The organism is Xylanibacter ruminicola, assembly GCF_900142525.1.
Taxonomy (GTDB): domain Bacteria; phylum Bacteroidota; class Bacteroidia; order Bacteroidales; family Bacteroidaceae; genus Prevotella; species Prevotella ruminicola_A.
Genome location: NZ_FRBD01000026.1, coordinates 14,442 through 39,061, shown reverse-complemented (window position 1 = coordinate 39,061; position 24,620 = coordinate 14,442). Strand labels below are relative to the sequence as shown.

At 46.6% G+C, this 24,620-nt stretch carries 20 protein-coding genes; 11 read left to right on the top strand and 9 right to left on the bottom strand.

Annotated elements, in window-relative coordinates; translation table 11 throughout:
- The 3 genes from BUB86_RS15045 to BUB86_RS15035 form a co-directional block, all read right to left on the bottom strand.
- On the bottom strand, nt 1-274 hold a 274-nt coding region (locus BUB86_RS15045), incomplete at its 3' end, for a helix-turn-helix domain-containing protein (RefSeq protein WP_139261660.1).
- A 180-nt stretch (nt 275-454) separates the two neighbouring features.
- Nucleotides 455-1,357 carry a glycoside hydrolase family 25 protein gene (locus tag BUB86_RS15040; protein ID WP_081373280.1) on the bottom strand — a complete coding sequence of 301 codons (903 nt, stop codon included), beginning with the start codon at nt 1,355-1,357 and terminating at the stop codon, nt 455-457.
- A gap of 5 nt (nt 1,358-1,362) precedes the next feature.
- Complete coding sequence (locus BUB86_RS15035; protein ID WP_073210997.1) at nt 1,363-3,000, bottom strand: diphosphate--fructose-6-phosphate 1-phosphotransferase; 1,638 nt, start codon at nt 2,998-3,000, stop codon at nt 1,363-1,365.
- A gap of 207 nt (nt 3,001-3,207) precedes the next feature.
- Here BUB86_RS15035 and BUB86_RS15030 point away from each other — a divergent pair, with 207 nt between their 5' ends.
- The 8 genes from BUB86_RS15030 to BUB86_RS14995 are packed head-to-tail and all read left to right on the top strand — an operon-like array spanning nt 3,208 to nt 12,153.
- On the top strand, nt 3,208-3,474 hold the full coding sequence (locus tag BUB86_RS15030) for a hypothetical protein (protein ID WP_073210995.1): 267 nt from the start codon (nt 3,208-3,210) through the stop codon (nt 3,472-3,474).
- 6 nt (nt 3,475-3,480) lie between these two features.
- Entirely contained in the window at nt 3,481-4,038 is a 558-nt protein-coding gene (locus BUB86_RS15025; protein WP_073211008.1) for a 1-acyl-sn-glycerol-3-phosphate acyltransferase, read from the top strand.
- Nucleotides 4,038-6,983: a xanthan lyase gene (locus BUB86_RS15020; protein WP_073210993.1), complete on the top strand. Its 2,946-nt coding sequence runs from the start codon at nt 4,038-4,040 to the stop codon at nt 6,981-6,983. The genes BUB86_RS15025 and BUB86_RS15020 overlap by 1 nt, the downstream gene beginning before the upstream one ends.
- 26 nt (nt 6,984-7,009) lie before the next feature.
- Nucleotides 7,010-7,354, top strand: a complete 345-nt coding sequence (locus BUB86_RS15015; protein WP_073210990.1) for a hypothetical protein — start codon at nt 7,010-7,012, stop codon at nt 7,352-7,354.
- Nucleotides 7,355-7,378: 24 nt separating this feature from the next.
- Nucleotides 7,379-9,406 carry a YgiQ family radical SAM protein gene (locus tag BUB86_RS15010; protein WP_073210988.1) on the top strand — a complete coding sequence of 676 codons (2,028 nt, stop codon included), beginning with the start codon at nt 7,379-7,381 and terminating at the stop codon, nt 9,404-9,406.
- Nucleotides 9,330-10,142 carry a hypothetical protein gene (locus BUB86_RS15005; RefSeq protein ID WP_073210987.1) on the top strand — a complete coding sequence of 271 codons (813 nt, stop codon included), beginning with the start codon at nt 9,330-9,332 and terminating at the stop codon, nt 10,140-10,142. Before BUB86_RS15010 ends, BUB86_RS15005 begins: the two co-directional genes overlap by 77 nt.
- Before the next feature lie 9 nt (nt 10,143-10,151).
- On the top strand, nt 10,152-10,730 hold the full coding sequence (gene ruvC, locus BUB86_RS15000) for a crossover junction endodeoxyribonuclease RuvC (RefSeq protein ID WP_073210983.1): 579 nt from the start codon (nt 10,152-10,154) through the stop codon (nt 10,728-10,730).
- The gene (locus BUB86_RS14995; RefSeq protein WP_073210979.1) at nt 10,717-12,153 is read left to right on the top strand and encodes an ATP-binding cassette domain-containing protein; all 1,437 of its coding nucleotides are present in this window, start codon (nt 10,717-10,719) and stop codon (nt 12,151-12,153) included. The genes ruvC and BUB86_RS14995 overlap by 14 nt, the downstream gene beginning before the upstream one ends.
- A 13-nt stretch (nt 12,154-12,166) precedes the next feature.
- Here BUB86_RS14995 and BUB86_RS14990 read toward each other — a convergent pair whose 3' ends face one another.
- Both BUB86_RS14990 and lepA read right to left on the bottom strand, forming a co-directional pair.
- Entirely contained in the window at nt 12,167-12,766 is a 600-nt protein-coding gene (locus BUB86_RS14990) for a Crp/Fnr family transcriptional regulator (RefSeq protein ID WP_073210978.1), read from the bottom strand.
- 17 nt (nt 12,767-12,783) lie between these two features.
- On the bottom strand, nt 12,784-14,565 hold the full coding sequence (lepA, locus tag BUB86_RS14985; protein ID WP_073210977.1) for a translation elongation factor 4: 1,782 nt from the start codon (nt 14,563-14,565) through the stop codon (nt 12,784-12,786).
- 102 nt (nt 14,566-14,667) lie between these two features.
- On the opposite strand from lepA, the gene BUB86_RS14980 reads away from it, so the two are divergent.
- Nucleotides 14,668-15,054, top strand: coding sequence for a hypothetical protein (locus BUB86_RS14980; protein WP_073210975.1), 387 nt, complete (start codon nt 14,668-14,670; stop codon nt 15,052-15,054).
- Between the two features lie 45 nt (nt 15,055-15,099).
- On the opposite strand, the gene BUB86_RS14975 is transcribed toward BUB86_RS14980, so the two are convergent.
- The 4 genes from BUB86_RS14975 to BUB86_RS14960 form a co-directional block, all read right to left on the bottom strand.
- Nucleotides 15,100-15,837: a YebC/PmpR family DNA-binding transcriptional regulator gene (locus tag BUB86_RS14975; protein WP_073210974.1), complete on the bottom strand. Its 738-nt coding sequence runs from the start codon at nt 15,835-15,837 to the stop codon at nt 15,100-15,102.
- 39 nt (nt 15,838-15,876) lie between these two features.
- On the bottom strand, nt 15,877-18,339 hold the full coding sequence (gene pheT / locus BUB86_RS14970) for a phenylalanine--tRNA ligase subunit beta (RefSeq protein WP_073210973.1): 2,463 nt from the start codon (nt 18,337-18,339) through the stop codon (nt 15,877-15,879).
- A gap of 91 nt (nt 18,340-18,430) precedes the next feature.
- Nucleotides 18,431-19,051, bottom strand: a complete 621-nt coding sequence (locus tag BUB86_RS14965; RefSeq protein WP_073210972.1) for an AAA family ATPase — start codon at nt 19,049-19,051, stop codon at nt 18,431-18,433.
- Between the two features lie 104 nt (nt 19,052-19,155).
- Nucleotides 19,156-20,796 carry an NAD(P)/FAD-dependent oxidoreductase gene (locus BUB86_RS14960; RefSeq protein WP_073210971.1) on the bottom strand — a complete coding sequence of 547 codons (1,641 nt, stop codon included), beginning with the start codon at nt 20,794-20,796 and terminating at the stop codon, nt 19,156-19,158.
- Nucleotides 20,797-21,249: 453 nt separating this feature from the next.
- Between BUB86_RS14960 and BUB86_RS17095 the strand changes: the two genes are divergently transcribed.
- Together BUB86_RS17095 and BUB86_RS14950 are read left to right on the top strand one after the other, a co-directional pair.
- Nucleotides 21,250-23,298 carry a PP2C family protein-serine/threonine phosphatase gene (locus tag BUB86_RS17095; RefSeq protein WP_254795188.1) on the top strand — a complete coding sequence of 683 codons (2,049 nt, stop codon included), beginning with the start codon at nt 21,250-21,252 and terminating at the stop codon, nt 23,296-23,298.
- Between the two features lie 403 nt (nt 23,299-23,701).
- The gene (locus BUB86_RS14950) at nt 23,702-24,619 is read left to right on the top strand and encodes a bile acid:sodium symporter family protein (RefSeq protein ID WP_073210967.1); all 918 of its coding nucleotides are present in this window, start codon (nt 23,702-23,704) and stop codon (nt 24,617-24,619) included.
- Nucleotide 24,620 lies beyond the last annotated feature (1 nt).

Genomic DNA, 24,620 nt, shown 5'->3' with positions numbered 1-24,620 from the left:
TCTTCGGCATACTAGACGGATTTAGTTTAACATCTGGGGTTCCTTTACTTCTTCTGTCAGGTACCTTTCCGTCTGCAAAGGTACTAATCCATCTGCGAATAGTTAGTCTATTTACATGAAAATCTGCACTCAATTGTGAAATTGGAACATGATTTAACAAATGAGCTTTCACAATCATTAGTTTTTCCTCCAAAGTTTTTTGCTTTTTGGATTCTTTGTGTCTCAATGCAAGTTCTTGCAACTCCAATAAATCTGAATCTTCGTTTTTTTCCATTTTAAAACGTTTTTTTGATTCAACGTTTTTCAGGGTAAGACACTTCCCTAGAAAAAGTTAAAAACCATTCAACTTTTTCTAGGGAAGTACAAATGGCACAAAGAAATTGCGAATGTGGCACACTGGCACAAGTTATTTGTAACAATGGCACATCATTAGAAGCTAAAAAGCCATTGCCGTTCAATCGTCCTTGCGATAGGCTTTCTCGCCTATGGTTTCTTGAGAACCGATGGTCATCTGGCGTAGGTCATAGTAAGAACCGTTGTAGATATTGAAATCAACATTACCCTTGATGCCGGGCAGACGGCCCACATCGGTATGCTGCCAGAACTTCCACGGACCCTGATACTCAAGCGAGTCAACATAATAGTGAGCTATCCAATAAGGATACTCATCGAAGACGGGATCGGACAAGTAGCGTGTCTTAAATTTAAAATAGGTATATATAATAGGTTTTACACGATAGTGCTGCTCCACAAGCCGAAGCCACTTCAATACAGAGCCTTTAAACTCCTCGTCGGTCTGACCTTTAGGTTTATGCTCAACATCAAGCACGGGCGGAAGATCGCCATTCTCCAGGTCTACGGTCTTAATAAAATGATAAGCCTGTTGCTCAGCAGGTGTATGAACACTATAGAAATGATAAGCACCACGGGTAAAACCATTTTCGCGAGCCTGATAGAAGTTGTCGCGAAAATTACGATCGGTCTGGGTAGCTCCCTCGGTAGCCTTGATCATAACAAAGCGTATAGGACAATGGTCAATCTGACCGTTATCCTTCAGCTCATCCCAATCGATGCGGCCCTGATGATGGGAGATATCGATACCGTGAATCTCGTAGCCCTCAGGATAACTTACGTCGCCATACAATGCACGCCAACGGAATCCGAACGGACCAACGAAGAAATAGTAGAAGAAATACAAATAAACGGCCACGACAGCAGCACCACCAACCCAATAAGACCACGAAGGCAATCTACGCAATAATCGAACCACGACTCCGGGACGTTTTCTGCGTCCGGGGCCGTGGTAAGTATGAGTGGAGCCGATACCTTTTCGGCGAACTACGTGTCGTTTATTCATCTAATTTATTTAGCCTGCTCAAGAGCGAGGGTACGGGTTGGCTGGTCGCATACCTCTGTTGGTCCCCAGTACTGGATTGGGCCAGGATATACGTAGGCTGTCTCACGAGCCCAGCGATCGCGCTGTGCAGCAAATGCCTTGAATGGAGCACCCTCGAGCTCAACAAGAGCCTTGCGGATAACAGGCTTCATCTCACCATTACGCTTTTCCATGTTCATCATCATAGTGATGGGCACACCACCAGCAATCCACTGCTCAGCAGGAGCGGTTGTGTTCTTAACGATTGCCATGTAACCAGTCTTACCATTAGCGATGAGCTGAGCAGCTGAAGTACCCAGAGCATAGCAATAGTCAGCATCGAAGTTAGATGGAGCTGCGCAACGACCCTCATAACCGAAGAAGTGGTGCTGAGCTGAGAACTTACCTGTGTACTTACCTTCCTTCTTCATCTTCTCGAGTTTCTGAGCAACCATGGTAGAAAGAAGCTTCTCGGTCTCAATGAGTGATACCTGTACGTTTCCATGAGGGTCACGGTCAAGAGCAAGCTGACGAGCAACACCTGTAGGCAGACTATTGAATACAGCAAGGTTTTCGTCGGTGAGGTGAGCCTTCACGAAGTCGATAGACTCATGACGGTCGAGGTTCTTTGCCTCAGGCATAGCGAGAACGTCGTTGAGCTGAGCAATAAGCTTCTTGATGGCAGGGATGAACTCGATAACACCCTCAGGGATGATAACAGTTCCGAAGTTGTTGCCGTCTGCAGCACGCAGGCATACGGTGTTAGCAATGTAAGTAACGATATCGTCGAGGCTCATAGCCTTCTGCTCGATTTCCTCAGAAACAAGACAGATATTTGGCTGAGTCTGCAGAGCGCACTCAAGAGCAATGTGAGAAGCAGAACGACCCATCACCTTGATGAAGTGCCAGTACTTACGGGCAGAGTTACAGTCGCGCTCGATGTTACCAATGAGCTCAGAGTATGTCTTACAAGCAGTATCGAAACCGAATGAAGTCTCAATCTGATCGTTCTTCAGGTCACCATCGATAGTCTTAGGACAACCGATTACCTGTACGCCGTAGTTCTTAGCAGCATAGTACTCAGCCAGAACACAAGCATTGGTGTTAGAATCGTCACCACCGATAATAACAATAGCCTTGATGTTGAGTTCGCGGATAATTTCCAAACCCTTCTCGAACTGATCAACCTTCTCAAGCTTGGTACGACCTGAACCGATCATATCGAAACCACCGGTATTGCGGTACTCATCGATGATGTCAGCTGTGAGCTCCATGTAGTTGTGGTCTACCAGACCGCCAGGGCCCAGGATAAAACCGAAAAGACGGTTCTCTGGATTGAGCTTCTTTATCTGATCGAAAAGACCAGTAATCACATTGTGACCGCCAGGAGCCTGACCGCCAGAAAGGATGATACCAACGTTCATCTTAGTGTTGTTAGCCTCGGTAGCAGGCTCAAACTCTACGATAGGCATACCATAAGTGTTAGGGAAGAGTTTCTTGATCTCCTCCTGGTCGCCAACACTCTGAGTAGCGGCACCCTCCTTAACTTTTACTGCACCCTGAAGCGCCTTAGGCAACTTAGGCTGATAAGCGGCTCTCGCCATCTGCAATGCACTTTTTTCCATAATACTTTTTAAATTATAAATTGAACTAATTGTTTTCTGAGGCGCAAAATTAGCTATTTTTTGTAAGAAATACGAAAGAAAATATGCAATTTTCGTCATTTTAATATTTTTTTTGGCCGAAACACTTGTTATCTCGTTTTTTTTTTCTAACTTTGCTTACTGAATATAACAAAACACCCTCCTACGAGGATTAAAATTAGTAAGAGTATGATGAATAAAAGAAGTTTGAAAAAGGCAATTAATGCCGTTAGCGACCAGTTGTTCGCAAATGCAGTAGCTGTTTCACTTTATGGAAACAACAGAAATGCAGAAAATGATGAAGCACTTATTAATTCGATTCTCACCATGCGTGAAGACTTCGTGAGCCGTATATCACACCCAGAACCAGGTATGAAGAAGCAGGCATATTATAAGGACTTGCGTGACAAGTTTATTTCGCAGGCTCAGGAGATAGCCGACCAGATTAGTCTATAATTGCCCATGTTAAGACAATTATGTAGCTGGCTGCTATACAAACGATGGGGGTGGAGAAAAGAAATAACACAGCCCCACCCCGAGAAATTCATTATCTGTTTGGCGCCGCATACCAGTAACTGGGATTTTGCGTTGGGACAGTTGTATAGCCGTGCAGAGGGGATGAAGATTAATTTCCTGATGAAAAAGGAATGGTTCTTCTGGCCCCTCGGCCCCATCTTTAAGAGTATGGGAGGCATACCTGTGTACCGTCAGAAGAAAATGAGCATGACTGATGCGATGGCAGAGACAGCAAAGAATGTTGATCAGTTTAAGCTCTGTATCACACCCGAAGGAACCCGTTCGCGAGTAGAAGAATGGAAAAAAGGTTTCTACTTCATCGCACTCAAGGCAGGCATACCTATTTTATTATATGGTGTTGACTATGAGCGAAAACTGATACAATGTACCAAAACTATCATCCCTACTGGCAATCTCGAGGATGACATGAGGGAGATTAAGCTGTACTTCAAAGACTTCAAAGGCCGAAAACCTGAGAACTTTGCAATAGGAGACATTGAGTAATGAAACGACGTAGCGTGATAATACCTCTGGCTCTGTGTGCCTTGCTTACAGCAATACCTGTAGACTCAGCTCGAAAGGTAAAGGTAAAGACACCGCCAGACCCCTACAAAACTCTTAAAGAAAAGATAGACAGATACTTCGTCAACTTCAAATCCGACGAACAGAAAATTCGTTCAACTTTCCACCTGAAAACTCTGGTGGTTAATGATTCGTTGCGCATTGTTAACATCAGCGCCAACAATTATTTAGGCGAGCAGCTGTTCAACGACGATCTGGCTGAAACAATCTATCAAGAGGTGGGAGACCTGCTACCAGATACACTGCAAGAATATGATCTGAAGATTACCACTAATGGATGGGACCTGCGACAGCTGGTGCCAAACAGACTGAGAGATTCTAAGGACAAAGCACGTACCTGGGGGCATATAGATTATCACGGACGTCCATGGGTGAAGAATGTATCGCTACCCTTTGAAATAACCGATGGACTACAGAACAGACATATCTCGCTATGGGCAAGTCACGGACGATACTTCAATGTAAAAGACAGCACTTGGAAATTTCAGAGACCTCCGCTGTTTGGTACTCGTGAGGATCTGTTTACACCAACCATAGTAACGCCCTACTTGATACCAATGCTGCAAAATGCTGGTGCAGTGGTATTTACACCACGCGAACGAGATTGGCAGAGAAATGAATTCATAGTAGACAACGACAGACCAGAAAGCGGATACAGCGAGACCATCGGGAACCACCCTTGGGAGAATAGCAATGAGTGTGGCTTCGCTATTCACCCTGGCCCTTACACTGATTGCGAGAATCCGTTTAATGAAGGCAGTACCCGTATTGCTAACACTACCAGCAACGTACAGCGACAGAGTGAGATAGTATGGAAACCCGCCATCACAGAGAGTGGATATTATGCTGTATACGTAAGCTACCAGACGTGTGATAAAAGCATAGACGATGCCCACTACACGGTGTGGCATCAGGGAATGCCCACAGAGTTTCGTGTAAACCAGCAGATGGGCGGGAAAACATGGGTATATTTGGGAAACTTTTATTTTGATGAAGGACAGAGCATTCGCAACTGTGTAACCCTGTCAAATCTAAGTAAGCATCACCACGGTGTGGTAACAGCCGATGCTGTACGTTTTGGTGGAGGTATGGGAAACATAGACCGCGGTTGTGGAACAAGCGGACTACCACGATGCTTCGAGGCTGCGCGTTACTATGCTCAATGGGCAGGAATGCCTTACGAGATATACAGCACCAAAAACGGTGCCGATGATTATGGCGACGACATCAACGTGCGCAGCTATATGACAAACCATCTGGCTGGCGGTTCTGTCTACGAGCCAGATACCACTGGATTAAATGTACCCATAGAGCTGTCGCTAGCCATACATAGTGATGCCGGATATACCAAAGACGGAAAGAGTCATACTGGCACATTGGCGGTTTGCACCACAACAATGAACGATTCTATACTGGGAACAGGAATGACGCGCCTGGCATCACGCGACTTTGCCGACGAACTGCTCTTCTCTATCCCAGTAGACATCACAAAGAAATATGGTAGCTGGCCCACACGTGAACTGTACGACCGCAATTACTCAGAAACACGATGTCCTATGGTGCCAAGTGCCATACTGGAGACGATGAGTCATCAGAACTTTGCAGACATGAGGATGGGCCAAGATCCTAACTTCCGCTTCGATCTAGCTCGCAGCATATATAAAGCAGTGCTCAGATATATCTGCGACATGCACCACAAGAAATATGTTGTGCAACCATTGGCACCATGCCGAGTAAGTGCTGAACTAACAGGCAAGGGAGAAGCAAAGATTTGCTGGCGCCCCGTATACGACGAATTCGAGGCTACAGCCAAGCCCACAGGATATGTGCTGTATACAGCTACAGGACGTAGTGGATTTGACAACGGAACTTATATAAAAGGTGGCAACGAGACCTCAATTACAGTCCCCGTCGAGCCTGATAAAGTATACAGTTTCAAACTAACAGCTGTAAACGATGGAGGCGAGAGTTTTCCTACTGAAGTGGTATCGGTTTATGATGTGCCAGAGGCTCAGAAAACAGTACTTGTGGTTAACGGATTCCAGAGACTGGCATCACCATCAGTCATCGACAATCAGCTAAGTCAGGGTTTTGACTTAGAGGAAGATGCAGGCGTAACCTATGGACGTACAGCAGGATGGCTAGGATACCAAACAGGATTCGACAAGTCAAAAATGGGAAGCGAGCGACGCGACGGACTGGGATTTACCAACGACTCACTGATGGGACAGTTTATCGCCGGCAACGACTTCGACTACATCCGCACCCATACCCAGGCTATAGCCACAGCAAATAAATATCGTGTGGTTAGCTGTTCATCGCAGGCATTAGAGTTTAACGATGTGCACCCACAAAAATATGAAATGATGGACTTGATATTGGGATTGCAACGAAAAGACGGATACTCGTTGGTACCTTATCAAGTGATGACACCTATCATGAGAGAGCACATCCGCCTGTTTGCCAAGAAAGGTGGTGCACTACTGGTTAGCGGAGCATATCTGGGAACCGACATGCAGGAGCCCGCTGAGCGCAGATATCTGGAGGATATACTAAAGATAAAATTCAGCGGACGTGATTTGGATAGTCTGCAGCGTGACTCTATTCGCGGATTAGGTACAGAATTCACATTTTATCGCCATTTGAATGAGCGCCATTATGCGGCACATTATCCAGAGATTCTTGAGCCTGTATACCCCGCATTCTCGGCAATGAAATATGCCGATGACTATAGCGCCTGCGTGGCCTATAGCGGCACCGACTATAAAGCAATCACCATGGGATTCCCACTTGAATGCATCAAAGACGAACCCAAGCGCAACAACATTATGCGCGGATTACTACAGTTTTTACTACAATCACAATAAAAACACTTAAAAATTTACAACCAATTATGAGAATTCAATCTAATTCATCCGGAACAAGGACCATTGAAGTGAGCGAGGCTCATCTTCAGACTATTGACCAGTACCAGTTATTTCGTGATCTGATCGACTCGAACGGATATGTTGACGAACAGGTACTTGACAAATTGAGACTGAACATTCGCAGTCTGCTGGAGGGCGATGCGGGAAAGGATAAAAAACTGCTTGACCTCTGTCTAGATGTCATCTACCATCAGAATATGAAGGCATTTGGACTGCAGCAACTGGTGTTATTATTCATTAACTGGAAGAATCAAGGTAACGATGGACTCGGTATGACCATAAGGGCTGTGCAGGGCACACCGTTCAATTGATAATTCCTCATTGACAATTAGGAATTGAGAGAATTTAGATTAACAGATTTTTTACCTACAACAAAGAAGGAGTTAGAGCTCCGAGGATGGGATTACGTTGATGTAATCCTATTCTCGGGCGATGCTTATATAGACCACCCATCATTTGGTGCGGCAGTAATCGGACGTACACTTGAAGCAGCAGGCTATCGCGTGGCTATAGTACCACAGCCTGATTGGCATGGTGATTATCGCGATTTTAAGAAGCTGGGAAAACCCCGACTGTTCTTCGGTATCGCACCAGGATGCATGGACTCTATGGTAAACAAATATACGGCCAACCGCCGTTTAAGATCGGAAGATGCATATAGTCCTGACGGACGACACGATATGCGCCCCGAATATCCCACAATAGTCTATACCAAGATATTGAAGGATCTTTATCCAGACGTGCCGGTAATACTGGGAGGCATCGAAGCTTCGTTACGCCGAGTAACGCATTATGACTACTGGCAGGACCAGCTAAAGAAATGCATATTATGCGACTCGGGAGCCGACATGATTACCTATGGCATGGGCGAAAAGACTACTATCGAAATGGCAACGAGACTGAGCGAAGGTCAGAAAATCAGTGAGATTCGCGATGTGCCCCAAACGGTGTATCTGAGCCGTAAAGAGGATATCCCAGGAGGTATAACCGATGATGATATCGTACTGAATAGTCATGAGGAATGCTTAAGAAACAAGCGTGCACAAGCCGAAAACTTCCGCAATGTAGAGGAACAATCTAACATGATGCATGCCAAGCGCCTGATACAGGGAGTTGACGGACGCTATGTAGTAGTGAATCCGCCCTACCCTCCAATGACTACCGAGGAGCTAGATGCATCCTTCGACCTACCATATACACGCCAGCCGCATCCTAAGTATAAAGGGAAGCGAATTCCCGCATACGATATGATCAAATTTTCGGTAAACATCCATCGCGGCTGCTTTGGCGGATGTGCCTTCTGCACCATATCGGCCCATCAGGGAAAATTCATTTCATGCAGATCGAAAGAGAGTATTCTGCGCGAGGTGAAACAGGTGATAGAAATGCCAGACTTTAAGGGAAACCTAAGTGATCTCGGCGGCCCATCGGCAAATATGTATGGCATGTGTGGACGAAATAAGAACGCCTGCGAAAAGTGTAAGCGCCCCTCGTGCATACACCCACAGATATGTCCTAATCTGAACACCGATCACTCTAAACTGCTAGACATATATCACGCCGTAGATGCTCTGCCTGGCATCAAACACAGCTATATTGGAAGTGGTGTGCGCTACGACCTACTGCTACATCGCAGCAAAGACGAGGTATCAAATCAGGCAGCTATGCAGTATACACGCGAGTTGATAACACGTCACGTGAGCGGACGACTGAAGGTTGCACCAGAGCATACTAGCGATAGAGTGCTGTATCTGATGCGAAAGCCATCATTCAGCCAGTTCTACGACTTTAAGCGTATATTCGACCGCATAAACCGCGAGGAGAATTTGCGACAACAGATTATCCCCTACTTCATCTCATCGCATCCAGGATGCCATGAGGAGGATATGGCTGAGCTCGCTGTACTCACCAAGAATCTGGACTTCCACCTGGAGCAGGTGCAGGATTTTACGCCAACACCTATGACCAATGCCACAGAAACGTGGTACACGGGCTACGATCCATACACGCTGGAACCCATTTTCAGTGCCAAGACGCAGAAAGAGAAATTGGCCCAGAGACAGTATTTCTTCTGGTACAAACCAGAGGAGCGCCGAGGCATAGAGCAGAGCTTGCGAAGAATAGGCAGACCGGACCTGATAGCCCGCCTATACAGCGGACAGCCGCCACAATCTGGTGGATACAAACCTTCAGGAGCCAACAAGCAAACTGGAGGAAACAAGCAAACTGGAGGAAACAAGCAAGCAGGTGGCAATAAGCCCAAATCGTATAATCCAAACTTTAAAAATGAAAATAATAGAGCAAAGCATCATAGCGAAAAACCCCGCGAAGAAAAGCGAGGACGGGATCGTCGTCACAGATGATTTCATAGCTGTTATCGATGGTAGCACATCGAAGACCAATCGCCGTCATTGCCCCTTAATGAGCAATGGCCGCTATGCTATGAAGCTGATTAGCCGTTATATACGCAAGATGCCCGCCAACACATCGTGCCATCAGTTCTGCGTAGGCACAACTGAGACCATACGTAAGCACTACAGGTTACGATTCCCCGTAGAACGTATGAAACAGCATCCTGAAGAACGCTTGTGTGCATCAGCAATCATCTTCAGTCGACTTCGCAGAGAAATATGGATGGTTGGCGATTGCCAATGCCTAATAGGCGGAGAGTATTTCGACAATCCCAAGCCCTACGAACAGGAATTGGCAGAAATGCGTGTTTGCAAAGTACGCGAGTTATTAGCACAAGGGGTATCGCAACAGGAGTTGCTTCAGCCACACGACCCAGCACGCGAGGTCATGATACCAACAATGCTGGAGGTGATGCAGAATCAAAACGTAACTTATGCAGTTATTGATGGATTCAAAATACCAGAAGACAGAGTCAGAGTGATACCACTCGACTTCCAAAAATGGGAAATTGTATTTGCCAGCGACGGTTATCCCAAACTGGCCGACACACTCGAGGAATCGGAAACATTGCTGGATTATCAGCGAAAGGTTGACCCGCTGAACATAGGCGGATTCAAGGCAACCAAGGCATTTGTAGAAGGAAACAACTCGTTCGACGACCGCTCGTATATCCGATTTGAAGTATAAAAGCAGAGCATGGAAAAGATCATATTAGGCATTGACCCAGGTACCAACATCATGGGATACGGACTACTGAAGGTGGTAGACAAGAAAGCACAGATGATAACGATGGGAGTTATCGATCTGCGAAAGTTTCCTGACGCTTATCTGAAGCTGGGCCACATCTTCGAACGCGTAACAAGCATCATCGATGGATTCCTGCCTGACGAGATGGCTATCGAGGCCCCATTCTTCGGAAAGAATGTACAATCGATGCTGAAACTAGGTAGAGCACAAGGAACAGCGATTGCCGCAGCTGTGAATCATGGGGTGCCCATACACGAATATGCGCCAATGAAAATTAAGATGGCGCTAACCGGTAATGGTAACGCCTCAAAAGAACAAGTAGCAGGAATGCTACAGCGACTTTTAAAGATACCCAACGACGAAATGGGAAAATATATGGATGCCACCGATGCTTTGGCTGCTGCCTATTGTCACTATTTGCAGATGGGCCGACCAGAGAGCGAAGTAAAATACCGTGGGTGGAAAGACTTTATTAATAAGAACCAGGAAAAGGTTTCAAAGCGCAAAATAAAAAATGAAGACAATTGAACTACACAATGCAAAAGCAAGAAAGCCAGAATGGAGTTTGGCAGAGCCTGTAAACTTTTACCTTGATGAAGGCGAGCATCTAGCCATCATTGGTAGAAACGGAGCTGGAAAAAGTATGCTAGTAGATATGATCACTGGGAAGCATCCTGTGTTTCCAGACAGTATAACTTATTCCTTCGACGAACCTTATAACAACCTGAAAACCATCACATTCCGTGATACATACGGGGGCGACAATGACAAAACTTATTTCCTACAGCAACGCTGGAACCAGATGGAGATAGATGAAGAAACGCCTACCGTAGGCAGCAAACTGGAAGAAGCATTTATGCTGGCTGGCGAAGATACGCCTGAGCGTCGTGCATTCCAGAAGCATCTATACGAGTTATTACATTTAGAAGAACTACTAGATAAATATATCATACTTCTGAGTAGTGGTGAGTTACGTAAATTCAAACTGGCTGCCAACTTGTTTACTAACCCCAAGGTGCTGATTATCGAGAATCCTTTTATTGGTCTTGACGCAGAGACCAGAGATCAGGTAAAGGATCTGCTCCAAATGCTGGCCAAAGAACAAGATATACAGATTATCTTGGTTCTATCGAAGATGGACGAAGTACCCGACTTCATTACCCGTGTCATCAAGCTTGACAAGCTACGTATTGTTTCTGAAATTAAGGTAAGAACCGATTTCGAAATCGAGCATTGTCCACATGCTATCCAAGTAAGAAACGAAAAACCGATACCTCCTATACCACAACAGGTCATCAAGTTTAATCACGTTACTATCAAATACGGCGAGCGAACTATTCTTAAGAATCTGAATTGGGTAGTACTTAAAGGCGAACATTGGTCACTATCAGGCCAGAACGGCTCAGGCAAGTCTACCCTACTCTCGCTGGTTTGTGCTGATAATCCCCAGAGCTATGCATGCAACATTTCACTTTTCGGCCATAAGCGTGGTTCAGGCGAAAGCATCTGGGACATCAAGAAACATATAGGATACGTATCGCCCGAGATGCACCGCAGCTACAAGCAGAACATTCCAGCTATACAGATAGTAGCTAGCGGTCTAAAAGATACCGTCGGCCTATACTTCACTCCAACACAACAAGAAAAAGACATGTGTATAGAATGGATGAATGTATTTGGCATTAAACATCTGGCCGACCGTAAGTTCCTCGAGATGTCAAGTGGTGAGCAGAGATTGGTGCTGCTGGCACGTGCTTTCGTAAAGTGTCCCGATTTGCTGATACTTGACGAACCGCTACACGGTCTTGACCTTTGTAATCGTAATATGGTAAAGGCTATCATCGACCGCTACATGATAGATAATCCTGAATGCACGCTGATATATGTGACACATTACGAAAATGAGTTACCGAACTGTATCGATAACTCACTCTATCTGAATAGAAACTAATTCGTTTTGCAGGTTATTTCTCCATCAGAGCTGCTGTTCTCACACGAGACAGTGTCTCTGGTGTCATCTGCAGATAACTTGCGATGTAAACCAATGGTGCACGAAGCACAAGCTGAGGCTGATTCTTAACCAGTTTCTGATATCTGTCCTGTGCACTCTCAAAGCGCAGCATATCTGCATGATGCTGACTCAGGATAAGCGACTCTTCAAGTATCTTACGATACAGAATCTGGATGTTCACACTCTTCATGGCTACAGCTTCAAGATCGGCCTTTGGCAGAGCAATCAGAATGGTAGGCTCAAGTGCCTTAATCTGCAACTGCGAAGGCACCTCATGGAACAGGCTCTCGATACACATCACGATGCTGTTCTCGGTAGCCATATACTCAGTTAACTCCTTATCGTTTTTAAAATAAAACTGGCGCACCAATCCACGTACTACCCAGTAGATATTAGTACAGGTATCGCCCTCTTTAAGTATCAACTCGTTTTTTGCAAACTTCATCGGTACCAAGATGCTCTCCAGAAGATCAAGCTCTTCGTGAGTCATCGTACTGTATCTTCGGGCCAATTCGCGGGCCACGTCACGGGTTGTCAAACTTACATTTGCCATAGATCATTGTTATGTTTTTAGTCCAATTTCAATACTGCGAGGAATGCCTTCTGAGGCACTTCCACATTTCCTATCTGCTTCATGCGCTTCTTGCCTCGTTTCTGTTTCTCCAATAGTTTACGCTTACGGCTCACATCACCACCATAACACTTGGCGGTTACATCCTTACGTACCTGCTTAACAGTTTCGCGGGCAATAATCTTAGCACCGATAGCAGCCTGAATAGCGATGTCGAACTGCTGACGAGGAATAAGTTCCTTCAGCTTCTCGCACATACGACGTCCAAAGGTTACGGCGTTGTCCTGATGAGTCAATGTAGACAAAGCATCAACAGGCTCACCATTCAACAGGATATCCAACTTAGCAAGTTTAGAAGGTCGGAATCCTGCCAGATGATAGTCGAACGATGCATAGCCCTTAGAGACAGACTTCAGCTTATCGTAGAAGTCGATCACAATCTCGCCCAAGGGCAACATAAAATGCAGCTCTATGCGATTTCCGCTTACATACTGCTGGTCTATCAGCTCACCACGCTTATCCAGGCACAGCGTCATGATAGGACCGATATAGTCGGCAGCGGTGATGATAGATGCACGGATATATGGCTCCTCAATATGCTCAATCATGGTCTGATCAGGCAATCCCGATGGATTATGTACTTCCTTCACCTCACCTTGTTTGGTATAGCACATGTAGCTTACGTTAGGTACGGTGGTAATCACATCCATATCGAACTCGCGGTCCAGTCGCTCCTGAACAATCTCCATGTGGAGCAGTCCCAAGAATCCGCAACGAAAGCCAAAGCCAAGAGCTACCGATGACTCAGGCATAAACGTGAGCGAGGCATCGTTAAGCTGAAGCTTCTCGAGCGATGCACGCAGGTTCTCGTAATCAGCGGGATCAATGGGATAGACACCGGCAAACACCATAGGCTTCACTTCCTGGAATCCCTCGATGGCTGCACTACAAGGATTAGCTACATGAGTAATGGTATCACCCACCTTTACCTCCTTCGAATTCTTAATACCACTGATGATATAGCCTACATCACCTGTCTTGAGTTCCTTACGTGGAATCATGTCCATCTTCAGCACGCCAATCTCGTCGGCATCATACTCCATGCCGGTATTGAAGAACTTCACGTGATCGCCGCTCTTAATAGAACCGTTAACTATCTTGAAGTAAGCGATGATACCACGGAACGAATTAAATACAGAGTCGAAAATCAGCGCCTGAAGCGGGGCCTTCTCATCGCCAACTGGATGAGGAATACGCTCTACCACCGCGTTCAGAATTTCCTCTACGCCCTCGCCGGTCTTACCCGAAGCACGTATAATATCCGAACGGTCGCATCCAATCAGGTCGATAATCTCGTCTTCAACCTCATCGGGCATCGCACTCGGCATGTCTATCTTATTGATAACGGGGATAATCTCCAGATTATGGTCGATAGCCATATAAAGATTTGAAATAGTCTGAGCCTGAACACCCTGTGTGGCATCAACTACCAGCAAGGCCCCCTCACAGGCAGCTATCGAACGCGAAACCTCGTATGAGAAATCAACGTGTCCCGGAGTGTCAATCAGGTTCAGGATATACTTTTCGCTTTGATAAGTATATTCCATCTGGATGGCATGACTCTTAATGGTGATACCACGTTCACGCTCCAAATCCATATCATCGAGCATCTGTCCCTCAGTAACCTGTATAGTCTTAGTATACTCAAGCAGACGGTCTGCTAGAGTAGACTTACCATGGTCAATGTGGGCAATGATGCAGAAATTTCTTATATGATCCATTAATATATCTATGCTTTAAGGTGCAAAATTACAAAAAAAGTCGCGAAAATCGAATAATTTTGCTTTTTTTTGTACCTTTGCAGGCAAAAAATAGCATTCATTATGAAAAAGTATTGGATAATAGCAATAATTGCGCTAGTATTTACTGCTTGTCAGGAGAGTCTGGAAGATCGTTGTGAGCGTGATGCCAAAGAGTATACCCGCAAGCATTGTCCCGTGGCGATGGATAATTGCACCATTATCGATTCGCTCACCTTCGAACGCGCTACCCACACCATACATTATTATTATAGACTGACGGGAGTTGCTGACGAGGAACGAATCATCAAACAGATTGATGCTGTTAACACGCTGAAGCAATCGCTCAAAAACTCTACTAGCGTCAAGACCTACAAGGATAATAAGTATCGCTTTGCTTATACCTATCGTTCGGGAAAGGATCCCAATAAGATTCTGTTCGAAGTGGTTTTCACAGATAAAGATTATTAATAAATAAGAATCCCCACCTTCAGCCTAGCGGGGATTCTTTTTATATTATTCAGCTACCTCTTCAGGTTTCATGTTTGTGTAAACTGTCTGAACATCATCGAAGTCCTCCAGTTTCTCAACCATCTTGTCGATGGTCTCACGTTGCTCGGGTGTAACGTCCTTCAGGTCGTTAGGAATGCGGGTGAACTCAGCACCGGTTACCTCGAAGCCGTTCTCCTCCAGGTGCTTCTGCACAGCGCTGAAGCTTGATGGATCGGCGTAGATGGTGATGCTGTTCTCCTCCTCGTCCTCGTCGTACTCGTCCTCAACTCCGTAGTCGATCAGATCCAGGATCATTTCGTCCATATCCAGACCGTCCTTCTTCTTAAAGGTGAATACGCTCTTGTGGTCGAACAGGAAGCTCAGGCTGCCCTGAGTACCCAGGTTACCATTAAACTTGTTAAATACTGAACGAACGTCCCCCACCGTACGTGTGGTGTTATCAGTCAGAGTCTCAACAAAGATAGCGATTCCGTGAGGTCCATACCCCTCATAAGTTACCTCCTTATAGTCGCTCTGGTCCTTACCCATAGCGTTCTTGATAGCACGCTCAATGTTATCCTTTGGCATGTTCTCACGCTTCGCGTTAGCGATGATAGCACGCAGTGCAGGATTGTTCTCTGGCTCTGGACCACCAGCCTTAACGGCAATAGCGATCTGCTTACCAATCTTAGTAAATGTCTTGGCCATGTGGCCCCATCGCTTCAGCTTTGTAGCTTTACGATATTCAAATGCTCTTCCCATAGATTAATTATACTATTTTACAATTTTACTATTTCTTCATTATCGCAGTTCTGCGTTGAGCTGCTTCTTGATGTTGGTGATGAGTTTCTGCATGATAGCATCAATCTGCTTGTCACCCATGGTCTTCTCCTCGTCCTGCAGGATGAAGTTAACGGCATAGCTCTTCTTGCCGGCAGGCAGCCTGTCGCCCTCGTAAACATCGAACAATTCTACCTTCTTCAGGAGTTTCTTCTCCGTCTGACGGGCAATCTGCTCAATCTGTGCAAACTCTACGCTATTGTCAACCAGCAGCGCCAGGTCACGGCTAACGGCAGGGAACTTAGACACCTCAGTATAGAGGACCTCGTTCTTCTTAATCACTTTCATCAGGGCAGTCCAGTTCAGCTCTGCATAGAATACAGGCGCATCGAGACCAAACTGCTTCAGCAATTTCTTGGTGATGATACCCATCTCGATGAGTTTCTTACCACCACGGTTCTCGATGGTGAGACCAGCTGAGAAGATGTCGCTCTCGCTCTTCTTACGAACAATCATACCCGGCTTCACACCGATGCGACGCAAGATGTTCTCAACGTAGGCGCTCAGCTCGTAGAAGCTGCTCTCCTCGTTGACGTGAGCCCAAGAACCTTCTACACGCTTACCTGTAATCCACAAGCCACAGTGGTACTGCTCCTTGTAAGCCTGCATAGGATCGTCATCGTTCTGCTTAGCAGGATCGAAGGTGTACACATTACCAAACTCGAAGAAACGCAGGTTACCGCGTTTACGGTTCACGTTGTGCTGTACACTCTCCAGACCGCCAAACAGCAATGTCTGACGCATCACGTTCAGGTCGGTACTCAGTGGGTTCATAATCTTTACGCAGTTCTCAGCGGGGAATGCGTTGTGACCCTCATAATAAGCCCCCTTGGTGAGTGAGTTGTTCAGAATCTCGTTGAATCCCTCACCTACCAGCTGTTCGCTAACCAGATTAGCCAGCTTGTGCTTCTGGTCCTCATCGCCCTTGATGACGAGCGAACCCTTGAGCTGTGTAGGAATCTCTACATTATTATATCCGTAGATACGCAGGATATCCTCTACTACATCGCAAGGACGGGTCACGTCTACACGATAAGCAGGAACCTCCAGCTTCAGGCCCTCGGCAGTCTCCTCAAGTACCTTCATCTCCAGACTCTCGCAGATGCTCTTGATCTTCTCTACAGGAATATCCTTACCTACCATATCGTGCACATACTTATATGAAAGGTCTACTACAGCGTTCTGCATAGGCTCTGGATAGACATCACAAATCTCCATGCTTACCTTACCGCCTGCCAGCTCCTTACACAAGATAGCAGCCTGCTGCAGGGCATAGATAGTACCGTTTGGATCAACACCACGCTCAAAGCGGAAGCTGGCATCGGTGCTCAGTCCATGACGACGAGCACTCTTGCGAATCCATGTAGGATGGAAGTAGGCACTCTCCAACACTACGTTCTTGGTGGTCTCGTAAGTACCGCTACCCTTACCGCCGAATACACCGGCAATACACATGGGGTCCTCAGCATTGCAGATAGCCAGGTCGCGATCGCTCAACTTGTGCTCCTCACCATCCAATGTCTGGAATGGAGTTCCATCTGGCATGGTCTTAACAACTATCTGGTGCCCCTTCACCATATCTGCATCGAAGGTGTGCAGAGGCTGTCCGTAAGCCATCATCACATAGTTGGTGATGTCGACGATATTGTTGATTGGGCGCAGGCCGATGGTGTTGAGTTTGGTCTTCAACCACTCAGGACTCTCCTTCACCTCACAACCGGTTAAGCTTACACAGGCATAGCGCTTGCAGGCCTCGTTATTCTCAATCTTCACCTCGATGGGCAGATCGTGATTATCAACAGTAAACTTTGAGCAGTCTGGGCGGTGCATCTTGGTCTCGTAACCATTGCTCCTCAACCAGGCATACAGGTCGTGAGCTACACCCCAATGACTCAGTCCGTCGGCGCGGTTGGCGGTGATATCAACCTCAATCAGCCAGTCGCTCTCCAGATGGTAATATTCAGCGGCTGGAGTACCAACAACTGCATCCTCTGGCAGTACGATGATACCATCGTGACTGGTACCTACACCAATCTCGTCCTCAGCGCAGATCATACCATTACTCTCTACACCACGGAGCTTCGACTTCTTGATAACAAACTCCTTATCGCCATCATAGAGCACACAACCCAGATCGGCCACGATCACCTTCTGACCTGCAGCTACATTAGGAGCGCCACACACAATCTGCGATGGCTCACCCTTGCCCAAATCAACTGTAGTTACATGCAGATGGTCAGAATTAGGATGTGCCTCGCAGGTAAGCACCTTACCTACGTACAGACCCTTCAGTCCACCTTTAATACTCTGTACTTCTTCCAATGCGTCGACTTCCAGACCAGTTGACGTCAATGCATCAGCTACCTGCTGAGCCGTCAGGTCGAAATCAACGTATTCCTTCAACCATTTGTAGGAAATATTCATTATACCAAATCTTTAGTAATTACTATCTTTGAAATTTCAGGGTGCAAAGGTAGTAAAAAAATGGTATATTCACAAATTTTTCCTGCAAAATCTACTCAATACACTTCATTAAAAAGTCAACAGCACCGTTTATGCCGAATTTTCGCACATCCAGACAGATATCATAGTTGCGTGCATCGGTCCAATCCTTGCCTGTAAACGTCTTGGTGTATAGCTCTCTGCTGTAGTCATTATCTACCACCATAGCAGCGGCATCACCAAGGCTCAGTCCGTACTTTTCGGCGATACGACGCTTACGGCAGTCCTCGCTGCTGTGAACAAAGATTTTCAGGGCATTAGAGTGATTCTCGAAGATGTGGAATCCGCATCGTCCCACAATCACACAACTCTCCTTGGCGGCTATCTGACGAATGGCTGTACACTGGGCTTCAAACAGCTCGTGCGATGTCTGATCCTGCTCAGCACCGTCATACTCAGCCTTAGCCATGTAGTTACGATAGAAGTTGGTGAAATCGTCACGCCATAAGGGATTACGGGCCTCAATCTTCTCCATGGCCTCCTCTACTACCTGGTTTCGCTTGGCTACCTCGTTAAGAATCTGCTTATCCAGCAACTTAACATTTAACCTTCGTGCCAGTTCAGCGCCAATCTCATGTCCTCCCGTGCCGAACTGTCTGCTAATCGTGATTACAAATTGTTCCTCCCTATTCATAGTTACACGGTATTTAGTTAAACATTTTTTCTTGTGTGCAAATATAAGAAAAAGATTTGGAAGTACCAAACCTTTTTCCTATAATTTTTGCATTTTTACATTTTCTAATTTTTGCATTGCTCAAGGTATTGAGCTACTGCTTCAGCACATCGTTCGCCGTCGACACCGGCCGACACGATGCCGCCTGCATATCCAGCACCCTCGCCGCAAGGGAAAAGTCCCTGAATCCTAACATGTTGCAGTGTTTCCTTATCGCGAATTATACGCACCGGACTGCTGGTTCTCGTCTCTACAGCTATCATCACTGCCTCGTTGGTCAGGAATCCGTGAGCACTCTTGCCGAAGGCCTTGAAGCCTTGCTGCAGTCTGAGCGATATCATCTTAGGCAACCAGAAGTGCAACGGACTCGAAATCAGTCCTGGGGCATACGACGACTTGGGCAGGTCGTAGCTCAGTTTGCCGTTCACAAAGTCCACCATTCGCTGCGCCGGCGCCATCTGCTTCATATTGCCCTGCTGCCAGCACATCTTCTCCAGTTGCTCCTGGAATCGCATCACCTTCAGAGCATCATCGCCTTCTATATCTTCATCGCGTACTTCAACCACCATACCCGAATTCGACCACGCCGTACCTCGACTAGCGGGACTCATACCATTTACCACAATCTGCTCCTTATCGGTAGCTGCAGGAATGACGAATCCACCCGGGCACATACAGAACGAATAAACGCCGCGTCCGTCAACCTGTGTCACCATCGAATATTCGGCAGCAGGAAGCCAGCGTCCTCTACCCTGTTTATTATGGTATTGTATCTGGTCTATCAGCTGCGATGGATGCTCCAGTCGTACACCTACAGCAATACCCTTAGCCTCAATCTCGATCTTAGCCTCCGCCAGATACTTATATACATCACGTGCAGAATGCCCCGTGGCCAGGATAACAGGGCCGAAGAATTCTTTCGAGGAACGAGGAACGAGTAACGAGGAAGGAGAAAACTCTTCTGCCTGGACGCCAATAACTTCCAGTTCTTCTCCGCCAACTGGTAATCTCGTTCCTCCTTCCTCCTTCCTCTTTCCTCGGAAAATGAATCCAGTCATTTTAGTCTGAAAGTGCACTTCGCCACCACAATGGATGATGGTGTTACGCATCGCCTCAATCACCTTTGGCAGTCTATCTGTTCCAATATGCGGATGGGCATCAGCCAAAATGGCCGTCGATGCACCATGCTGACAGAACACATTCAGAATCTTCTCGATGTTACCACGCTTCTTGGAGCGTGTATACAGCTTGCCATCAGAGTAAGCACCAGCACCACCCTCGCCAAAGCAGTAATTACTCTCGCCGTCTACCTGCTGCGTACGGCTGATATTGGCCAGATCCTTCTTTCTGTCGTGCACGTTCTTACCGCGCTCCAGCACGATAGGACGAAGTCCCAGCTCTATCAGGCGCAGTGCCGCAAATAGTCCACCAGGACCGGCACCCACCACAATCACCTGCGGTTTGCCCTCTACATTGGGATATTCCGTATGCTGGTACACATCGTCGGTAGGCAGTTCGTTCACGTATGCGCGTACCTTCAAATTCACGAATATCTGTCGCTGACGTGCATCTATGCTGCGCTTCAGTATCCTAACGCCGTTGATGGTTCTTGCATCCAGCCCGTCTTCGTCGGCCAGATAGGCTTTCAACCTATCCTCTTGCGCCGCCACCTCGGGCCTAACTCTTATCTGGTATTCTTTAATCATGGTGCAAAGGTAATCACTTTTTAAGAATCATGCAAGAAAAAACACAAAAAAGCGCGGCACCTTTTTGTGAGTGTCACGCTATTCTGTTTGTTTTAAGTGTACCATATCGATGGCATCGGTTGTTTACTCGCTTCGACTGTGTTGCTGTCAAGCTTCATGTTTTCGTCTTTTACTTCAGGTTTTGTTGACATAAGCAGTTCCTCCGTTGATTGTTAGTACGGCAAATATAGGCATTTTTCCCGATGGTTGTTCTCTGAACGCTCATTATTTATGTTCCATTAACATTTAGGCGCATTTTTCAGCATTTTAATACGCTAAATATGCAAAAAACAAGGAAACCAAAATGCCCATATTAGTTTCCTCAAAAATGATTAAAAAAATTGTAGTGTTTACAATTATTTCTCTACTTTTGCACCGCGAAAAAGATTGTTTAACAACACAAAATGTGCATTTATGAAAATTTACCGATTTATTGCTATTCATGTACTATTATTAGTAGTTGTACTTGCATCTTTTACAGCGTGTGAGCAACAACAACATTACGAGATTCAGGACGACGTTCTCTACTCCTTACTCGAGCCCGACAAGGTAGAAGGGATGGAACAACGTGGCGACAGCCTTTATCAAGCGGGCCAGATATCCGCACTCTGTCGCAAATTCTATCACGCCTATCCGTTGTGCAACAAGTATCACCAGTTTAACGATGCCGTACCGCTGTTCCGCGAGATGCTGAAGGAAGGAACCGAGGATTCGCTGGAGCGACTATTCCAGATTTGTGCAGCATCTGAGCTGACCATGATTCTGCGATATCAGGGACACGTAGAAAACTCCATGCTCACAGCTATCGACGCCACACAACGCTTTTCACTAGAAGAGGCCATGACCGACCAGACAGCACTTGAGAGCTACATCCGCCTAGGCACCTTTATCGGCGACGGCTTGGTATCAACAGGAAACTATGAAGAAGCTGAAAAACAATTCACAAAGTTCTACGATTTATCAAACGAGATGAAGCCCGGTGTGATGCGACTGGCTGAGTGGTACCCACGCCATTTCGAACTCTACGAGGTCATCATCCGTTCATATATAGTTAGCGGCCAATACGCACGAGCGTTACCATGGATAGAACGCTGCGAAAAGGATGTTGAGGCCTACTACAAAGCGCCCGAGTTTAAGGATATGCCCCACTCCACCACACAGTATGTAGAGGGCTACCTGGCAGGTTCGCAGATTTGTAAGGCAGTAGCCAACGAGTATCTGGGCAACCCCGAAGAAGCCGAGAAGGCTTATCACACATATCTTAAAAGCGATATGGCCCACACCATTCTTGGAAAACTCAACCGTGCATTCTATCTATCGGCAAGTAAGCATTATAAGGAGGCTGCCGACATCTTCCAGCAGCTCGACAATGTGCTGGCTATGTACAGCCCCAGCATCTCGCTCGACTGGATTCACGAGTACTATCTGCCCAAATTCGAGGCCAATCTGCATGCAGGTCGCCGCGACTCAGCATTTGTTCAGGCCGAGCAGATATGCGAGACACTCGACTCTACACTGACCACCTACATGCACGACGAGGGCGGCAAACTGGCCACCATCTATGCATCGCTCAAGAAGGAGGAGAAAATCATAGAGCAGGAAGAGCACATCATCAAGCAGCGCACACTGGGTCTCTCTACATTTATTATATTAATGGCAGGATTCTTTGGCACATACACCGTTCGCAGCAAGCGCCACGCACGCCGTATTGCCGAGGTGAAGGCCGAGCAGGAGCGCATTGAAAACGAGCTGAGCATCGCACGCGAGATACAGATGAGTATGGTGCCTCACGACTTCCCCCAGCACCATGGCCTTGATATGTACGCCCTGATGGAGCCTGCCAAGGAGGTTGGTGGCGATCTATATGGCTACGTTTTCAACAAAAACAAGCTGTATTTTGCGGTGGGCGACGTGAGCGGTAAGGGTATCCCCGCATCGCTGTTCATGGCCCAGGTAACACGCCTGTTCCATACGCTGGCCGACGAGGGTCAGAGCCCCGCACAAATCTGTACCATCATGAACAAAGAGCTGTCGGGCGCCGACAACGTAAACGGCATGTTTGTAACTATGTTCATCGGTATGCTCGATATCGACTCAGGCCATCTCAACTTCTGTAATGCCGGACACAATCCTCCCATCATCGGATGTGGCGAGAAGAAAGCCCGATTCCTTGAGATAGAATCAAATGCGCCTATCGGATTGTGGCCCGATCTCGACTTTGTGGGCGAAGAGATCGACTGCATCAAGAACCAGACTCTGCTGGTTTACAGCGACGGTTTGAACGAGGCCGAGAACCTGGAACAGAAGCAGTTTGGCGACGACCACCTGATGGACATCATGCACAATGTGCAGTTCGTCTCGTCGCAACATATCATCACCCACCTGCAGAACGAAGTAGAACACCATCGCGACGGCGCCGCTCCTAACGATGACTTGACGATGTTCTGTCTGCGCGTGAGCTAAAAAAGTAAAAAGGCCGGAAGCATAGAACTTTCGGCTTTTTTTATTAAACTAAAAAATCGTCTAAAGAGCAAAAATAACCACCAAAATATTTGCATAATTCCATTATTTTTTGTACATTGCATCATCAACAAAAGGTTGACAAATTCAGCTAAAATTGCGGACAGGCCAGAGAAATATTTTTAGTAGGCCTACCAGAAAATATTGAATGGCGAACAATCCAAATCCACGACTAGAAAAAAGATTTTAAGGAGGAGGAAAATTTATTACACCCTTAAAATTACAAAGTAATTTATGCCACTTATCGATTATAATTCATTACTTATTTGTTTTGCTCATATTATTTAGTGGGTATTATTTGTTTTCTGAAGGATTTTGTGTAATTTTGCAGCAAAAATGTGTAAAGATGAAGAAACTCTGTGATTACATATCAAAATATATGGGTGCGATAGTGGTGCTGGTGGCTGCTGTGGCCCTGTTTTGGCCAGCATCATTTTTGAGTATTGATACATGGGCCATCAACCCCATGCTCGGCGTCATCATGTTCGGCATGGGACTCACGCTATCGCCACAGGATTTCCGTATCGTATTCAGTCGCCCCAAAGATATTCTAATCGGATGTCTGGCGCAGTTCACGGTGATGCCGCTGCTGGCATTAGGACTGTCGTGGGCTTTTGCGCTACCCAAGGAGCTAGCTTTGGGTGTCATCTTGGTGGGCTGCTGTCCTGGCGGCACAGCATCAAACGTCATCACCTATCTGGCTAAGGGCGACCTGGCACTATCGGTAGGCATGACGGCTACGTCTACCCTACTCGCCCCACTGCTCACGCCGCTATTGGTATGGCTGCTGGCAGGCACAATGGTCGAAGTAGACACCATCGGCATGCTGCTGAGTATCATCTATGTGGTGATTGCGCCAATAGTAGTAGGATTGATATTCCAGCGTTACCTGCCTAAGTTTACTCGTAGCATTGTACCGTATCTGCCCGCATTTTCGTCGATAGCGATTGCTTTTGTAGTTGGTATCATCGTAGCACATAATGCCGACAGACTGCTGGTTGGCGGACTGATAGTAGTGCTGGTAGTGATACTACACAACCTGTGCGGATTAAGTCTAGGCTACGCTATCGGACGCTTGCTAGGCTTGGCAGAACCCAAGAAGCGCGCCATCTCAATCGAGGTAGGCATGCAGAACTCAGGCCTGGCTTCATCATTAGCCACACTCCATTTCGCAGCCTTTCCACTAGCCACTATACCAGGCGCCATCTTCAGCGTCTGGCATAACATCAGCGGTGCACTAGTGGCAAGAATCTACGCAAAATAGA

What these genes read in the sequence shown, in the direction of transcription:
- BUB86_RS15040 (WP_081373280.1), bottom strand. Translation starts at nt 1,357, where the DNA reads ATGAATAAACGACACGTAGTTCGCCGAAAAGGTATCGGCTCCACTCAT.
- BUB86_RS15035 (WP_073210997.1), bottom strand. Translation starts at nt 3,000, where the DNA reads ATGGAAAAAAGTGCATTGCAGATGGCGAGAGCCGCTTATCAGCCTAAG.
- BUB86_RS15030 (WP_073210995.1), top strand. Translation starts at nt 3,208, where the DNA reads ATGATGAATAAAAGAAGTTTGAAAAAGGCAATTAATGCCGTTAGCGAC.
- BUB86_RS15025 (WP_073211008.1), top strand. Translation starts at nt 3,481, where the DNA reads ATGTTAAGACAATTATGTAGCTGGCTGCTATACAAACGATGGGGGTGG.
- BUB86_RS15020 (WP_073210993.1), top strand. Translation starts at nt 4,038, where the DNA reads ATGAAACGACGTAGCGTGATAATACCTCTGGCTCTGTGTGCCTTGCTT.
- BUB86_RS15015 (WP_073210990.1), top strand. Translation starts at nt 7,010, where the DNA reads ATGAGAATTCAATCTAATTCATCCGGAACAAGGACCATTGAAGTGAGC.
- BUB86_RS15005 (WP_073210987.1), top strand. Translation starts at nt 9,330, where the DNA reads ATGAAAATAATAGAGCAAAGCATCATAGCGAAAAACCCCGCGAAGAAA.
- ruvC (WP_073210983.1), top strand. Translation starts at nt 10,152, where the DNA reads ATGGAAAAGATCATATTAGGCATTGACCCAGGTACCAACATCATGGGA.
- BUB86_RS14995 (WP_073210979.1), top strand. Translation starts at nt 10,717, where the DNA reads ATGAAGACAATTGAACTACACAATGCAAAAGCAAGAAAGCCAGAATGG.
- BUB86_RS14990 (WP_073210978.1), bottom strand. Translation starts at nt 12,766, where the DNA reads ATGGCAAATGTAAGTTTGACAACCCGTGACGTGGCCCGCGAATTGGCC.
- lepA (WP_073210977.1), bottom strand. Translation starts at nt 14,565, where the DNA reads ATGGATCATATAAGAAATTTCTGCATCATTGCCCACATTGACCATGGT.
- BUB86_RS14980 (WP_073210975.1), top strand. Translation starts at nt 14,668, where the DNA reads ATGAAAAAGTATTGGATAATAGCAATAATTGCGCTAGTATTTACTGCT.
- BUB86_RS14975 (WP_073210974.1), bottom strand. Translation starts at nt 15,837, where the DNA reads ATGGGAAGAGCATTTGAATATCGTAAAGCTACAAAGCTGAAGCGATGG.
- pheT (WP_073210973.1), bottom strand. Translation starts at nt 18,339, where the DNA reads ATGAATATTTCCTACAAATGGTTGAAGGAATACGTTGATTTCGACCTG.
- BUB86_RS14965 (WP_073210972.1), bottom strand. Translation starts at nt 19,051, where the DNA reads ATGAATAGGGAGGAACAATTTGTAATCACGATTAGCAGACAGTTCGGC.
- BUB86_RS14960 (WP_073210971.1), bottom strand. Translation starts at nt 20,796, where the DNA reads ATGATTAAAGAATACCAGATAAGAGTTAGGCCCGAGGTGGCGGCGCAA.
- BUB86_RS17095 (WP_254795188.1), top strand. Translation starts at nt 21,250, where the DNA reads ATGAAAATTTACCGATTTATTGCTATTCATGTACTATTATTAGTAGTT.
- BUB86_RS14950 (WP_073210967.1), top strand. Translation starts at nt 23,702, where the DNA reads ATGAAGAAACTCTGTGATTACATATCAAAATATATGGGTGCGATAGTG.